We start from the raw sequence: 14,384 nt of genomic DNA on the forward strand, positions 1-14,384 counted from the left end.
GTTCAGCAGAATCAGACATAAGGCACTCTGGATTTCCGTTCGCGCACGGTCAAGGCTTCTCGGGCGTCGCTTGCTTCGATGTGACCGTGGTGGAGATTCGGCGGGCGACGGTCTCCACTGATTCGTGTTCCCAGAATCGAAGCACCGTCCAGCCCGCCGAGCGCAAGTGCTCGGTCGTCTCGATGTCGCGGGCCATGTTCTTGTCCAACTTGGTTCGCCACCACTCAGCGTTGGCCTTGGGCCGGGTCGCGTGCTCGGGGCAGCCGTGCCAGAAGCAGCCATCGAGGAATATGGCGATCTTGGTCCTGGGGAAGACTATGTCGATCGTGCGGCGGGGCATGCCGGGCACCGGGACGTTCACGCGGTAGCGCAGGCCGGATGCGTGCAGCAACCGTCGAACCGCCAGTTCCTGAGCCGTGTCGCGTGAGTTCTGGCGGCTCATGCGGGCGGAGACTGCGGCGGAGGACGGGACGGCATCGGGCACGTGTGCATTGTGCCGGCGGGCTCGCGGCAGTGGGTACCGTTTCAGGCGCCCGGCGCCGGCCGGAGAGCACGCCCTTCGCGACAGGAGGCGTCGGCCTCCCGTGCCCGGCGCGCGGGGCCACGTCAGCGCATCGAGACACGCCAGGTCGGGTCAGCCGGCGGTGCGGTCACCCGCGCCGTCACCCCCCATGACACTCCCCATAAGCCCGCCCCGCCCCGCACCAACACCCCGCCCCCCGCTGCGGCGGCCAAGGAACCGCGCGCCCCCGTGCCGCCAGCGTCGTCGCGTACTGCGGGAGCAGGGTCGTGTCCGTCGGGGACGAGCCCTCCGACGCCGCGAAGGCCTCGTAGGACGGGACCGTGCCCGTGACGACGCCCAGGTTGGGGGTGCCGGACGCGGCGAGTTCGCGGAGGGACCGCTCTATCGCGGCGACGTGGTCCTCGTGGGACGGGTACTCCGCCCACAGGGCCGGGTACGCCTCCAGGAGTTCCCTCAGCTCGCTCGCCGGCCAGTGCAGGACCGCCACCGGGAACGGGCGGGACAGCGCCTCGCGGTAGGCGCCCAGTTCCGCGCGCAGGCGGGAGATCTCCGCCGCCAGTTCCGCCGGGTTGTCCGAGCCCAGGGACCACACGCGTTTCGGGTCGTGGAGTTCGTCCAGGGAGACCGGCAACGTGTGCAGGGTGTCCGCGAGGGCGTCCCAGTCGTCGTGGGGCATGCCCAGCATGCGGCGCACCCGGTGGCGGCCGAAGAGGAGGGCGTGGGTCGGCCGCGGGGGTTCCGGCGCGTCCTTCAGGAGCTTTGTCGCGCCCTCCGTGAACGTGTCGTGCGCCGCCTCCAGCTCGTCGTGCGCCTCCAGGGCCTCGGCGACGATCACCCAGGCCGCCGGGTCCCGCGGGGACGCCGTGCGGACGCCCTCGATGATGACTCTGGCCTCGGCCTCGTGGCCGTACTCCCACAGGTTCGACGCCTTCAGGGCCCGGACCAGGCCCGGGTTCTCCAGGGTGTCCGCCGCCGACAGCAGGCGGTCGTAGAGCGTGGTCGCCGCCGGGCGGTCGCCGGCCAGTTCCCGGTGGGCCGCGGCCCGCAGCAGCAGGGCCTCGGCGTCCTCCGGGTACAGGCCGGCGGTTCGCTCCAGGCGGGCCGCTTCGGCGGAGTGGTCGACGTTCTCGGCGGGAGTGTCGGGGCGCATGGGTGACACCGTACTGCCGCCCGGTGACGTGCGTGAGACATCCACGGGCCGGCGCCGGTCCGCCGCCACGCCGCCCTCACGTGGCCCTTACACCGCCGCCTCCACCGGCGTCCCGTCCAGCTGCAGGGTCCGCACCGACCGCGCCGCGAACGGCACCGCCACCGGCCTGCCGCCGAGGTACGTGTCCGAGCGGGGTCGGTACAGGTCGCCGCCGCCCGTCGTCACCGCGTTCCAGCGCGGCCTCAGGCCGGACGCGCCGCCGGTCGCCCTGGCGAAGCGGGACAGGCCGAAGGTCAAGGGCTGCGGGAACGCCGACGCGTTCGCCGCGACGATCACCAGGCGCCGCGCCGCCCGGTCCAGCGCCGCCACCGCGTAGCTCACGCCCGTGTCCAGGATCGTCATGCCGGGCCGGATGTGCCGCGTGAACCGGCCCCACCGGGCCAGGGAGGTGCCCAGCCCTCCCGCGTGCCGTACGCGGCGGACGGGGTGACGCCGATCGTGGCGTCGGCGTGCGCGGTGCCGGTCGCCGGGCCGCTGCCGAGGAAGGTGCCGCCCGCGGCTGCCGGCAGGGTACTGCGTCGGATCATCGCTTCTCCGGGGGTGAGGTGACGGAGGCCTGTCAGTGACCGGGCTTCGGTCAACTGGCAGCAGACGGGCGGCAGTCGGGGATGCCGAGAGGCGCGACCGGAATTCTTGCGGCCGAAGGGGGCCGCTGCGGTAATCTCGCGGCACGAGCATCGCGTGATCGAGGGGAGGGTGGCCGTGCAGCACCGTCGCACGGGCCTGCGTCCCGCCCTCCTGCCGCTCGTCCTGCTGCTCCAGGTGCTCCTGCTCGACACCGTCAGCCTCACCGCCACCGTCGCCCTCGCCGCGACCGCCGCCGCCGGGTCCGCGCTCGCCGTCTGCTCGGTGATCGTCGCCCGCTGCGTGCCCGCCGTGCCGCCCACCCGGGTGCGTACGGCCCTGCGCGACCGCAGCCGCCGTACGGCCTTCCTGCCGCAGCGCGACCCCGACGCCCAGGGGCGCACCCGGCCCCGGGCACCCGGGCTCGCCCTCCGGGCGACCGTCGCGTAGGGCACCAGCCGCTCGAACGGACCGTGACCCCGCGCGGGTCGTCATGCCGCCATCTCCTCTTCCGGCACGACGAGACCCCCGGAGGGCTCACCCATGTCCGTTTTCGCCAGCCTGGTCGGGCACCTGGCCGACCTGCTCCAGCCGCTGTTCGGCACCGGCGCCGCCACTGCCGCCATCGTCCTGTTCACCGCGCTCGTACGGCTCCTCGTGCTGCCGCTGTCCCTCGCCGCGGCCCGCGGGCAGCGGGCCCGCGCCGCGCTCCAGCCGAAGATCACCGAGCTGCGCCGCAGGCACGCCGGAAACCCCGAGAGGCTCCAGCGGGCGGTGCTGGAGCTGCACGCCGAGGAGAAGGTGTCGCCGCTGTCGGGCTGCCTGCCCAGCCTGTGCCAGGCGCCCGCGTTCTTCCTGCTCTACCACCTGTTCTCCAGCACGACGATCGGCGGTCGGGCCAACGAACTGCTCGCCCACGAACTGTTCGCCGCGCCCCTCGGCGGACGCTGGGCGGACGCCCTCGCGGGCGGCGGCGTGTTCGGCGACGCCGGGCTCGTCTACGTCGCCCTGTTCGCCTTCGTCACGGTCGTCGCCGTGTTCGGCTACCGCCACACCAGGCGGACGATGGCCGCCGACCCGGCCGTGGCGGTGGGCGGCGAGCAGGTGCCGGGGCTCGGCGCGGTGCACCGGGTCATGCCGTTCCTGTCGTTCTTCACGCTCATCAGCGTCGCCGTGGTGCCACTGGCCGCCGCGCTGTACGTCGTGACCAGCGCGACGTGGAGCGCCGTCGAGCGGGCCGTGCTCCACCGGTGAGCCGAGGGCTTGAGGGCCGGTGAGGGTGGTCCAGTCCGTGAACCGGGTCTTGCGGGCTGACCCCGGCTCTTGGAGGATCGGCCAAGTCCGCCGAGGACCACGCCCGCCGCACACGGGTCGTACGGGATCGGTGGGCGACCGCGATCGAGGGAGATTGTGATCATGAAGCTGCTGCGAGTCGGTACGGCGGGGCAGGAACGGCCCGCGCTGCTCGACGCCGGGGGCACCCTGCGCGACCTGTCCGGCCTGGTCCCGGACACCGACGGGGCGCTGCTCGCCGACGACGCGGCCCTCGACCGGATCCGCGCCGCCGCCGACGCGGGCGAACTGCCCGCGCTGGACGGCACCGGGCTGCGGATCGGGCCGCCGCTGGCCCGCGTCGGCAAGGTGGTGTGCATCGGGCTGAACTACCACGACCACGCCCGTGAGACCGGCGCCGAGCCGCCCGCCGAGCCGGTCATCTTCCTCAAGGCGCCGGACACGGTGGTCGGCCCGTACGACACCGTGCTCGTGCCGCGCGGCTCCACCAAGACCGACTGGGAGGTCGAACTCGCCGTCGTCATCGGCCGTACGGCCCGCTACCTCGGGTCGGCCGAGGAGGCGCTCGGGCACGTCGCCGGGTACGCGGTCGCGCACGACGTGTCCGAGCGGGAGTTCCAGATCGAGCGCGGCGGCACCTGGGACAAGGGCAAGAACTGCGAGACGTTCAACCCGCTCGGGCCCTGGCTCGTCACCGCCGACGAGGTGCCCGACCCGCAGGACCTCGCCCTGAAGCTGTGGGTCAACGGCGAGCTGAAACAGGACGGCACGACCGCCGACCAGATCTTCCCGGTGGCCGAAGTCGTGCGGTACGTCAGCCGGTTCATGACGCTCTACCCGGGCGACGTCATCAACACCGGTACGCCGGCCGGGGTGGCGATGGGACACCCGGAGCCCAAGCCGTTCCTGCGGGCCGGTGACGTGGTGGAGCTGGAGATTGTGGGGCTGGGGCGGCAGCGGCAGGAGCTGAAGGACGCCTGACGGGCGCGTGAGGGCCCTGCGGGAGGGCTGCGGGTTCGTCGTCGGCCGGCGTCCGCGCAGCCCTCGCGCCACCGGGGCGTCCTGCGGAGGGCCGGTGGCTCACGCCAGCAGGGCCGCCAGGCGGCGCCATTCCGCCCTGGGGAGGGCGTGCCGTTCTTCGCCGGTGACCACCTGGAGGGCCAGGTGGTCCGCGCCCGCCGCCTCGAACGTGGCGAGGCGGTCGCGGACGCGGGACTCGTCGCCCCACGCGAACACCGCGTCCACCAGGCGGTCGCTGCCGCCGTCCGCCAGGTCGTCCTCGGTGAAGCCCAGACGCAGGAAGTTGTTCGTGTAGTTCGGCAGGGCCAGGTACGGGGCCAGGGCACCACGGGCCAGTTCACGGGCGCGGCCCGGGTCCGTCTCCAGCACCACCTTCACCTCCGGGGCCAGCAGCGGGCCCGCGCCCAGGATGCCGCGGGCCCGCGCCGTGTGCTCGGGCGTGACCAGGTAGGGGATCGCGCCCGCCGCGCGGTTTCCGGACAGCTCCAGCGTCTTCGGACCGAGGGCGGCCAGCACCCGGCGGTCCGCGGGCACCCCGGCGGCGTCCAGCGCGTCCAGGTAGGCGACCAGGGACGAGTACGGGCGGCGGTACTGCTCGGCGCGTTCGGCGTGGCTGACGCCGAGGCCCAGCGCGAAACGGCCGGGACGGGCGGCCTCCAGCTCCGCGAAGGCCGCCGCGCTCGCCTCCGCGTCGTGCTGCCAGATGCTCTGGATGCTGGTGCCGACGGTGATCCGCGAGGTCGCGCCGATCAGTGGCCGCGCGTCGGCGGCCGAGCTGTTGCCGCCCAGCCAGAGGGCGCCGAATCCCAGCTCCTCCAACTCGGCGGCGGCCTCGGCGCGTTCACCGCGCCCGTCCGGGTCCTCGGCGCGCAGGGCCGCGCTCCAGACGCCGTACCGTCCGACGGATTCCTTCAGGCTCGCTGCGGTGCCGCTCATCGGTGCCGGTCCCTCCGGTGGGGTGCGGTGATCGTCGGTCGTCGTACACCACGCCCAACCGGAGGGGCGCTCCGGATAATCCCGGTGCCGGGCGCCCGGCCGCCGGTTCACACGTCCAGGAACCGCTCCAGCGCCTCCACCACGAAGCGGTGGTCCTGGAGCTGCGGCAGCCCGGACACCGTCACCGCGCCGATCACGCCCACGTGCTCCACGGTGAGGGGGAACGAACCGCCGTGCGCCGCGTACGTGTCCGGGTCGAGCCGCGAGGACTCCTCGAACGTCGTGCCCTTGGCCCGGAACCGGGCGCCGACCAGGTACGACGCGCTGCCGTAGCGCTCGACGACCCGGCGCTTGCGGGCGATCCACGCGTCGTTGTCCGGGGTGGAGCCCGGCAGCGCCGCGTGGAACAGCTGCTGGCCGGCGCGGTGGATGTCGACGGCCACCGGCGCCTGCCGCTCCCGGGCCATGTCCACCAGCAGCGAGCCGAGCGCCCAGGCGTCGTCGTGGGTGAACCGCCGGAAGACCAAGCGGCGTTCCTGCGCCTCCAGTTCCTCCAGGGTCGGGGTGATCTCCGGGTGGAACTTCGGGGTCAGTTCCGGGTTGCGCGGGTTGGGCTGACTGGGCGTCACAGCGTCACCGTCACATGGTCGCGGGCGGAACGGCGGGCCGCCTCCAGCACGTCGAGCGCGGCGGCTGCCTCCCCGGCGGTCACCGGGTTCGGGCCGCCGTTCCTGAGGGCGTCCGCCACGGCGGCATAGTAGGCCGGGTAGTCGCCGGGCAGGGTCGGTTCGGGGCGTCCGCCGCCGGTCACCGGGGACTCCCCGGCACCGACACGGCCCCACAGCGACTCGGGCTCGGTGCCCCAGTCCGCCGCGTCCGGACCCGGCCGCCTGCCCTCCCGCAGGGCCGCCTCCTGCGGGTCGAGGCCGTACTTGACGTAACCCGCCCGCGAGCCGAGCACCCGGAAGCGCGGGCCGAGCTGGGCGGTCGTCGCCGAGACGTACAGGTGCGAGCGGACGCCGTTCTCGTGCGTCAGCGCGAGGAACGTGTCGTCGTCCGTCCGCGCCCCCGCCCTGCGGATCACCGTCTCCGCGTACACCGAGGTCACCGGGCCGAAGAGGACCAGCGCCTGGTCCACGACGTGACTGCCGAGGTCGTACAGCAGACCGCCGATCTCCGCCGGGTCGCCGGACTCCCGCCAGCCGCCCTTCGGCTGCGGGCGCCACCGCTCGAACCGCGACTCGAACCGCCACACGTCGCCCAGCTCGCCCGCGGCCAGCAGCGCCCGCAGGGTCAGGAAGTCGTTGTCCCAGCGGCGGTTCTGGAACACCGACAGCAGCAGGCCCCGCTCGTCGGCGAGGGCGGCAAGCTCACGCGCCTCGGCCGCCGTGCCCGCCACCGGCTTGTCCACGACGACCGGCAGACCGGCCTTGAGGGCCGCGGTCGCCAGCGGGACGTGCGTCTTGTTCGGGGACGCGACGACGATCAGGTCCAGCTCGCCGGCGCGGTCGAACAGCTCGTCCGCCGACACCGCCACGCGTACGTCCGGGAACTCGGCGCGTGCCTGCCGCTGCCGTTCGGGGTTCGAGGTGACCACCGCGTCCAGGGCCAGGCCCTCGGTCGCGGCGATCAACGGGGCGTGGAAGACGGAGCCCGCGAGGCCGTAGCCGACGAGGCCGACACGCGAGGGGGTGCCGGGGGGAGTACCAGTCATGCGTCCACTTTCGCAACGGTGTTGCTAAAGTGCAAGTGCGGGGGAGAATGGGCGGGTGAACAGCACGAACGGGAGTGCCGGCGGGGCGACTGAGGCGATCGCCGGTGGCGGTGTCGGATCGTGTGCCCCGCGCAGTCGGAACGCCGCGCTGGTGCTCGACCTGCTGCGCACCGCCGGCGCCGGGGGCATCAGCCGGCTGGAACTCGCCGAACGGACCGGGCTCACCCCGCAGGCCGTCAGCAAGATCACGGCACGGCTGCGGGCGGACGGGCTCGTCGCGCAGGCCGGGCAGCGGGCGTCGACGGGCGGCAAGCCGCGGACGGTGCTGCGGCTGGTACCGGAGGCCGGGCACGCGGTCGGGGCGCATCTGGACCGGGACGAGCTGCGGGCGGTGCTGGTGGATCTCGACGGCACGGTCGTGGCGGAGCGGCGGCGAGCGCTGGATCTGGGTGCGGGGGCGGCTGCCGTGGTGGGGGTGGTGGGACGTGAGGTCGAGGCGTTGCTCGCGGTGGCGGCGGGGCGGGCGGAGAGCGTGGGGGAGCGTTGGGCTGGTTCCGGTCGGGGGTTCTCCGTGCTGGGGGCGGGGGTCGCGTTGCCCGGTCCGCTCGATCACGCCCGGGGTGTGCTGCAACGGGTCACCGGGTTTCCCGAGTGGGACGGCTTTCCCCTGCGGGACGCGCTGGCGCGGCGGCTGGGGATGCCGGTCGTCGTGGACAAGGACACGAATGCCGCGGCGCTGGGGCTCGCCGCCAAGGGCGAGGGCGGGGACGGGTCCTCCTTCGCGTACCTGCATCTCGGTACGGGGCTGGGGGCCGGGCTGGTGATCGGCGGGGCCGTGCACCGGGGGGCGCGGACCGGGGCCGGGGAGTTCGGGCACCAGGTCGTCCAGCTGGACGGGCCGCGGTGCGGGTGCGGGGACCGGGGGTGCGTCGAGGCGCTGTGCCTGGCCGCTGTGGCGCGGGGTGACGTGGCGGAGGCGGCGCGGGTGCTGGGGGTGGGCGCCGCGAATCTTGTGGGGCTGCTGGACATCGACCTCGTGCTGCTCGGGGGGCGGACGGTGGAGGGAGCGCCGGGGGAGTTCGTGCGGGGGGTCGCGGGGGTGCTGGAGGCGCGGGCTCGGCGGGAAGGGCGGGTGGGGGGTGGTGGGGGTGGCGTGCCGGTGCGGGTTGCCTCCGGCGGGGAGCGGGGGGTTGCGGTGGGGGCGGCGCAGTTGGTGCTGGCACCGGTGTTCGGGTGGGGGCGGTGAGGTGGTGATCGATCGCTGAGAGCTGTGGGCGGGTGCCTGCGGTGGCCTGCGCGGGTTCGGTGGGGGTGCGGGTGGGGTGCCTGCGGCGGCCTGTTCCGGTTCGGTGGGGGTGTGGGTAGCGCTGTCTCCTCGGTGGGTGGGGCGGGGCCGCGCCGGGGGGTGTCCGTCCTCGGAACGGCGCGGAATCGGTGGGTCGTGAAGTGACCGGTGCGGACGCGCCAACCGCTGCGGGCGGACACCCCCCGACACGGCCCCTCCTCGCCGTCGGCGGCTGCGGGCCGGTGGCCCCTTCCGGCCTCCCGCGTTCCGCCCTTCCGCGCGTCGGCGACTGCGGGCCGGTGGCCCCCGGCAACACGCCGCGCGCTGCGCGTCCAAGGGGTCGCCCCGCCCCTCCGCTGATCGGGCGGACCTCGGACCCCCCGTCGGAGCGGCAGCCGTAGGACCGTGACGGTGTCGGCAGACTCTCGTGTTTATGCGACTGTCGACGTTTCTGCGCCTCTGCCTCGCCGCAGCCGCCCTCGTCCCGGTGTCGGCCGTGGCCCACGCGGCGCCGCGGGAAGCCGGTGCGCCCTGCGCCGCCGGCGGGCGGGCCTTTCCGCTCAGCACCCGGATTCACGGGGGGCCCGGGACGTACGAGGCCGGTGGAGGGTACGGCACCTGGTTCCTGGACCTGAAGAACACCACCGACCGCACCTGCGAGGACGTCCACCCCGTCGTCGTCCTCGTCGACCGGAAGCGTGCCCTGCGCGCGTCGCAGCCGCGGCTGGAGTTCTACGCCGAGGGGCGCCCGCATCCCGTCCGGTTCGAGACGACCGACCGGGACGAACTCGTCGGTGCCTTCGACGCCGGTGTGCCCGGTCTCACCATCGGCCCGCGCCAGACCCGCACCGTGAAGGTGCGGCTGTCCGTCACCTCGGACGCCGTCGCCAACGAGGTCACCGCGACCGCGGCCGTCGTGCAGCGCCGGGACGACGACGGTGACTGGATCGGGCAGTCCAACGCGTACCGGTTCCGCATCCGGGCAGGGCAGGAGGGCGACTCCGCGAGCCCTTCCGACGGGCCCCCGGCCGAGGGTGAGTCAGCCGCTCCGAGTGCCCCCGGTACCGAGCCTCCCGGGCGGCAGCCGTTCGCCGAGGAACTCGCCAGCACCGGCGTGGTGGAGGCCCGTACCGCTCTCGCTCTGGCCGCCCTCCTCGTCGCCGTCGGATGCGCGCTCGTGGCCGTCCGCAGGCGGCGCTGAGGTCCCGGCCGCGTTCCCGTCACGTTCTGCCGCTTCCCCCGCGACGGGTCCGTCCGGGCCGTTGGGGCGTCTCGCTCCGTGGTACTGGGTGATCGGCCCGGGTCCGTCCGGCGCGGTCCTGATTAGGGTGGGGCGTCGGTGCGCCGCGGTTCCGGCGCCCGCCCTGTCCTCACGCACGCCAGGAGTTCGAAGCACATGGCAGAACGCAAGCCCATCGAGTCGTGGCTCACCGACATGGACGGGGTGCTCATCCACGAGGGTGTGCCGATCCCCGGCGCCGACGCCTTCCTCAAGAAGCTGAGGGAGGCGGAGCGGCCGTTCCTGGTCCTCACCAACAACTCCATCTACACGCCCCGCGACCTGCACGCCCGGCTGCGGCGCATGGGCCTGGACGTGCCGATCGAGAACATCTGGACCTCGGCCCTGGCCACCGCCCAGTTCCTGGACGACCAGCGGCCCGGCGGCTCGGCGTACGTCATCGGCGAGGCCGGTCTCACCACGGCGCTGCACGACATCGGCTACATCCTCACCGACCACGAGCCCGACTACGTGGTTCTCGGCGAGACCCGCACCTACTCCTTCGAGGCCATGACCAAGGCCGTCCGGCTCATCAACGCCGGCGCCCGCTTCATCTGCACCAACCCCGACGAGACCGGCCCCTCCACCGAGGGCCCGCTCCCGGCGACCGGCGCGGTGGCCGCCCTCATCACCAAGGCCACCGGACGGCAGCCGTACTTCGCCGGCAAGCCGAACCCGCTGATGATGCGCACCGGACTCAACGCGATCGGCGCGCACTCCGAGACCAGCGCGATGATCGGCGACCGGATGGACACCGACGTACTGGCCGGCATGGAGGCCGGGATGCAGACGTTCCTGGTGCTGACCGGGCTGACCCGGGCGGAGCAGATCGACGCGTTCCCGTACCGGCCCTCGCAGGTCGTGGACTCGATCGCCGATCTCGTCGACCGGATCTGAAACCCGTCACCCCGGGTGCACCACCCGTATGGAGCAGCCCCGGCCCCGCGGAGATGCGGGGCCGGTCCCCCGGGAGGACGCTCCAGGTATCTGGAGGTTCACGATGGGTTCTCTGAGGTTCACGCTCTGTACGGGGCTGCTGGCGGCCGTCGCGCTCTTCCCGGCGGCGTCCCCGGCGTCCGCGGAGGACGACGCGGCCGGTCTCACCGTGACTCCGGCGTCACCGGCCCCCGGCTCCGACGTCCGGCTCCGCGTGGCGGACTGCGCGGAACGCACCGCCATCGCCGTCTCGGCGGTGTTCGTGGCGGACGTCCGGCTCACCGCCTCCGGCGGCACGCTCACCGGCGAGAGCCGCATCCGCTCCACGGTCAGGGCGGGCACCTACGACGTGCGGGTGGCCTGCGGCGACACCGGCCGGGTCGGCACGATCACCGTCGGGCAGCAAGGCCGGCGGCCCGCCGGGCCCGCCCGTCCCGACACCCCCGCCTCACCCGTCGCGCCCGTGGAAGCGGGCGGCGGCGGCGCCGCACGGCTCACCGCCGCCGAGACCCGCGAGACCGGTCCCGGCACCGGCCACGTGGTGACCGGTCTCGTCCTCGCGGGCGCCGCAGCGGGGGCCGTCGTGCTCGGCGGCGTCCGCCGCCGAAGCCGTCGATCGGGCTGACCATGTCCGACGACGAACGTCCCACCGGCGGTGGCCGGCTGCTGACCGGCGTCGCCTGGGCGGTGCTGCTGCTCGGCCTGTGGCTGTGGGGCCGTGGGGAGACCGAGGTCCGGCACGGCGCGTCCGGGACGACCACCGGCGACATGGCCGCGGTCGGCCGCCCCCCGAAGGCCCATCTGCCGCCCGCCGCCCAGCCGTTGGGCGACGCGCTGCCGCAGCGCCTCGACATACCCTTCCTCGGCGTACGGGCCCCGGTGGTGGCCCGCGGCCTCAACAGCCGCGGGGCACCGGACCCGCCGCCCTTCGACCAGCCCGGCGTCGTCGGCTGGTACGCGGCCGGCGTCACCCCCGGCGAGTCGGGCACCGCGCTGCTCGTCGGCCACGTCGACACCGAGACCCGGCCCGCCGTCTTCTACAAGATCAGCGCCCTGACACCGGGCCGGCGCATCCACGTGGTCCGCGACGACGCCCGGGTCGCCGAGTTCACCGTCGACGACGTGCAGGTCCTCACCCGGGACCGGTTCGACGCCCGGCAGGCGTACGGGCCGCGCGAGCGGGGCCGGGCCGAGCTGCGGCTGATCACCTGCGGCGGCAGCTTCGACCGGGCGAGCCGCAGCTACACGGCGAACGTGGTGGTCTCGGCGTACCTCACCGGGCCCGGCCGCTGACCCCGCGCACCGGCCCCGATACGGGCCCCGCGGCCTCGTGACGGTCGTATGCCAGGAGTGAGAACCGGATCAGTGCACCAAGGGGGAGTCGATGTACGGCAGCAAGGGCGGAATCGCGACAGCCGGCGCACGAGCGGCCGCGTTGGTGCTCGGGGCGGCACTGCTGGCCGGAGGGTGTTCCGACTCCGGGGGCGAGGCCGAGAAGGACGAGAAGAAGGACGAGCCCGGCACGGCCGCCATCACCCAGCAGCCCAAGGAGATCAGCCCGTTCTGGGTCAACCCAGACGGTACGGCGGCCCATCAGGTCGCCGACTTCGAGAGGGACGGCAAGAAGGCCGAGGCCGACAGGATCCGGGAGATCGCCGAGCAGCCGGTCGCCGAGTGGATCGGCGCCGACCAGCCCGAGCAGGAGGCACGCGGCTTCACCGAGGCCGCCGACGAGGCCGGCCGCATCGCGGTGCTCGTCCTCTACAACATCCCGCACCGCGACTGCGGTCAGTACTCCCAGGGCGGCGCCGCCGACGGCAGCGCCTACCGGGCCTGGATCGACGCCGTGACCACGGGCATCGGGGACCGCCCCGCCACGGTCGTCCTCGAACCGGACGCGGTCCTGCACCTGGTGGACGGCTGCACACCGGACCAGTACCACCAGGAGCGCTACGACCTCCTCACGTACGCGGTCTCCGAACTGACGGCCCTGAAGAACACGAAGGTCTACCTGGACGCGGGCAACGCCGGCTGGGGCAACCCCGACCAGATCTTCGAGCCGCTGAAGCGGGCGGGCATCGACCGGGCCGACGGCTTCGCGGTCAACGTCTCGAACTTCTACTCCACCGAGCGGTCCATCGCGTACGGCAAGAGGCTGTCCGCGAAGGTCGGGAACAAGCACTTCGTCATCGACACCAGCCGCAACGGCAACGGCCCCTACACCGAGGGCGACCCGGCCGAACGCTGGTGCAACCCCCCGGGCCGGGCCCTCGGCGAAACCCCGACGACAAAGACCGCCGACCCCCTGGTCGACGCCTACCTCTGGATCAAGCGCCCGGGAGAATCGGACGGCGCATGCAAGGGCGGCCCCAAGGCGGGCCAGTGGTGGGCGGCCTACGCCTTGAAACTGGCGGAAGGATGAAGAACCTCAGGGGCGCGGGGCCGGGTCTGACGCAACAGCGGTAGCGCTACGGCACCTTCACCCCCGAGCCTCAGAAAGCACCCCCCGGACCGCCGGAAGTCCAGCGCGACGGGCCGCTGATCCACGTCGGTGGCATGCGTGACCGCTCGGCCGGATCAACCGCACCTTTCTCGCCGGGCTCGCCGAGTCGCCCCCGCACGCGGGTCGCCGCGTGTCCGGTCGCTCCGTACCGTCCGCGCCGGGTCCCCTCGGCCCGTCACAGACGTGACAGTGGCGGGTCGCTGTCACCACGGCTTCCGGTCTCTCTCCTTCGCCTGCCGCACATCGGCGGCTTCGGCGCTCATGGCGGCGCGGGCCGGGTCCGTGGACGTGCCGTGGACAGCCGCCCGCGGATGTTGCCGAAGTGCTCCCTTATGGCCTCCTCCGCCCGCATCGCGTCGCCGGACCGCACCGCGTCCAGGATCTCCCGGTGCTGCCGGCAGGTGATCCGTGGGTCCTGCGGCTCGCCCCCGAGGTCCCTGTGCACCCGGTGGAAGGCGTCCCAGAACGCCTCCAGGACCTCGCTCAGCAGCGCGTTGTCCAGCCCTCGGTAGAGCGTCGCGTGGAAGGCGCGGTCGGTCTCGGCGAGGCCGGCGCCGCCCTGCGCGGCCTGCTGTTCCATACGGGCGACGAGCGCCTGCAGTTCAGCGAGGTCCGCCTCGGGGATGCGTCCAGCGAGCCGGGAGACCAGTCCCGTCTCCACGGCCTCCCGCAGTTCCAGCAGCTGGAGCAGGCTGTCCTCGCCCCGGTAGTGCCCGGCGACCGTGCGGAAAGCGAGACCCTCGATCATCGGGGCCAGCGACATCGGGCCGACGTAGGTGCCGAAACCGTGCCGGATCTCCACGATGCCCATCGCCTGGAGCGCCTTCAGCGCCTCGCGCACGGAGTTCCGGCTCGCGCCGAGGTACTCCATCAGCTCGGGCTCGGTCGGCAGCGGAGCCCCGGACGGCAGCCGACGGTCGACGATGAGCTTCTTGATCCGCTCCTGGAGGTCTCGGGCTGCCATGGCGAGAGGGTATCCGGCCAAACAGCAACGGGCTCCTCGTTCACACGAGGAGCCCGTTCTGTCTGTGCGCCGCCAGGGACTCGAACCCCGGACCCGCTGATTAAGAGTCAGCTGCTCTAACCAACTGAGCTAGCGGCGCCGGTCGACGCGGAGAACT

16 protein-coding genes, 1 tRNA gene and 1 pseudogene are annotated in these 14,384 nt (G+C 73.6%); 9 read left to right on the forward strand and 9 right to left on the reverse strand.

Annotated features, from left to right (window positions below):
* Positions 1-49 precede the first annotated feature (49 nt).
* The 4 genes and pseudogenes from AB0M97_RS11075 to AB0M97_RS11090 form a co-directional block, all read right to left on the reverse strand.
* Positions 50-484 (reverse strand): very short patch repair endonuclease, encoded by a 435-nt coding sequence (locus tag AB0M97_RS11075; protein ID WP_365960489.1) that lies wholly within the window; start codon positions 482-484, stop codon positions 50-52.
* A gap of 178 nt (positions 485-662) precedes the next feature.
* The gene (locus AB0M97_RS11080) at positions 663-1,673 is read right to left on the reverse strand and encodes an SEC-C domain-containing protein (RefSeq protein ID WP_365960490.1); all 1,011 of its coding nucleotides are present in this window, start codon (positions 1,671-1,673) and stop codon (positions 663-665) included.
* An 87-nt stretch (positions 1,674-1,760) separates the two neighbouring features.
* A pseudogene (locus AB0M97_RS11085) lies at positions 1,761-2,102 on the reverse strand (beta-1,6-galactanase); the annotation flags it as partial.
* Entirely contained in the window at positions 2,072-2,260 is a 189-nt protein-coding gene (locus tag AB0M97_RS11090) for a hypothetical protein (RefSeq protein ID WP_365960578.1), read from the reverse strand. The gene AB0M97_RS11090 and the pseudogene AB0M97_RS11085, both read right to left, overlap by 31 nt.
* A 175-nt stretch (positions 2,261-2,435) precedes the next feature.
* Between AB0M97_RS11090 and AB0M97_RS11095 the strand changes: the two genes are divergently transcribed.
* The 3 genes from AB0M97_RS11095 to AB0M97_RS11105 all read left to right on the forward strand — a co-directional run bounded on the left by AB0M97_RS11095 (position 2,436) and on the right by AB0M97_RS11105 (position 4,571).
* Positions 2,436-2,747: a DUF6412 domain-containing protein gene (locus AB0M97_RS11095; RefSeq protein ID WP_365960491.1), complete on the forward strand. Its 312-nt coding sequence runs from the start codon at positions 2,436-2,438 to the stop codon at positions 2,745-2,747.
* 93 nt (positions 2,748-2,840) lie between these two features.
* Complete coding sequence (gene yidC / locus AB0M97_RS11100) at positions 2,841-3,551, forward strand: membrane protein insertase YidC (RefSeq protein ID WP_365960492.1); 711 nt, start codon at positions 2,841-2,843, stop codon at positions 3,549-3,551.
* A 162-nt stretch (positions 3,552-3,713) separates the two neighbouring features.
* Positions 3,714-4,571, forward strand: coding sequence for a fumarylacetoacetate hydrolase family protein (locus tag AB0M97_RS11105; RefSeq protein WP_365960494.1), 858 nt, complete (start codon positions 3,714-3,716; stop codon positions 4,569-4,571).
* A 99-nt stretch (positions 4,572-4,670) separates the two neighbouring features.
* Here the strand turns inward: AB0M97_RS11105 and AB0M97_RS11110 are convergent, their stop codons facing one another.
* The 3 genes from AB0M97_RS11110 to AB0M97_RS11120 form a co-directional block, all read right to left on the reverse strand.
* On the reverse strand, positions 4,671-5,546 hold the full coding sequence (locus tag AB0M97_RS11110) for an LLM class F420-dependent oxidoreductase (RefSeq protein WP_365960495.1): 876 nt from the start codon (positions 5,544-5,546) through the stop codon (positions 4,671-4,673).
* Between the two features lie 107 nt (positions 5,547-5,653).
* Positions 5,654-6,175, reverse strand: a complete 522-nt coding sequence (locus AB0M97_RS11115; RefSeq protein WP_365960497.1) for a heme-degrading domain-containing protein — start codon at positions 6,173-6,175, stop codon at positions 5,654-5,656.
* Entirely contained in the window at positions 6,172-7,260 is a 1,089-nt protein-coding gene (locus tag AB0M97_RS11120) for a Gfo/Idh/MocA family oxidoreductase (protein WP_365960499.1), read from the reverse strand. Before AB0M97_RS11120 ends, AB0M97_RS11115 begins: the two co-directional genes overlap by 4 nt.
* Positions 7,261-7,357: 97 nt before the next feature.
* Here AB0M97_RS11120 and AB0M97_RS11125 point away from each other — a divergent pair, with 97 nt between their 5' ends.
* From AB0M97_RS11125 to AB0M97_RS11150, 6 genes are all read left to right on the forward strand, one after another.
* Positions 7,358-8,506: an ROK family transcriptional regulator gene (locus AB0M97_RS11125; protein WP_365960574.1), complete on the forward strand. Its 1,149-nt coding sequence runs from the start codon at positions 7,358-7,360 to the stop codon at positions 8,504-8,506.
* Between the two features lie 472 nt (positions 8,507-8,978).
* Positions 8,979-9,746, forward strand: a complete 768-nt coding sequence (locus tag AB0M97_RS11130) for a hypothetical protein (protein ID WP_365960500.1) — start codon at positions 8,979-8,981, stop codon at positions 9,744-9,746.
* 195 nt (positions 9,747-9,941) lie between these two features.
* Positions 9,942-10,721, forward strand: a complete 780-nt coding sequence (locus AB0M97_RS11135) for an HAD-IIA family hydrolase (protein WP_365960502.1) — start codon at positions 9,942-9,944, stop codon at positions 10,719-10,721.
* 103 nt (positions 10,722-10,824) lie between these two features.
* Positions 10,825-11,385, forward strand: coding sequence for a hypothetical protein (locus tag AB0M97_RS11140; RefSeq protein ID WP_365960503.1), 561 nt, complete (start codon positions 10,825-10,827; stop codon positions 11,383-11,385).
* 2 nt (positions 11,386-11,387) lie between these two features.
* A complete protein-coding gene (locus tag AB0M97_RS11145) occupies positions 11,388-12,053 on the forward strand; it encodes a class F sortase (RefSeq protein WP_365960504.1) in 666 nt (221 codons plus the stop codon).
* A 91-nt stretch (positions 12,054-12,144) separates the two neighbouring features.
* Positions 12,145-13,182 carry a glycoside hydrolase family 6 protein gene (locus AB0M97_RS11150; protein WP_365960505.1) on the forward strand — a complete coding sequence of 346 codons (1,038 nt, stop codon included), beginning with the start codon at positions 12,145-12,147 and terminating at the stop codon, positions 13,180-13,182.
* Between the two features lie 340 nt (positions 13,183-13,522).
* Here the strand turns inward: AB0M97_RS11150 and AB0M97_RS11155 are convergent, their stop codons facing one another.
* Both AB0M97_RS11155 and AB0M97_RS11160 read right to left on the reverse strand, forming a co-directional pair.
* Complete coding sequence (locus AB0M97_RS11155) at positions 13,523-14,227, reverse strand: FadR/GntR family transcriptional regulator (RefSeq protein WP_365960506.1); 705 nt, start codon at positions 14,225-14,227, stop codon at positions 13,523-13,525.
* A 65-nt stretch (positions 14,228-14,292) separates the two neighbouring features.
* A tRNA-Lys gene (locus AB0M97_RS11160) sits at positions 14,293-14,366 on the reverse strand.
* Positions 14,367-14,384 lie beyond the last annotated feature (18 nt).

Source organism: Streptomyces sp. NPDC051207 (assembly GCF_040682395.1).
In the GTDB taxonomy this organism is placed as follows: Bacteria; Actinomycetota; Actinomycetes; order Streptomycetales; family Streptomycetaceae; genus Streptomyces.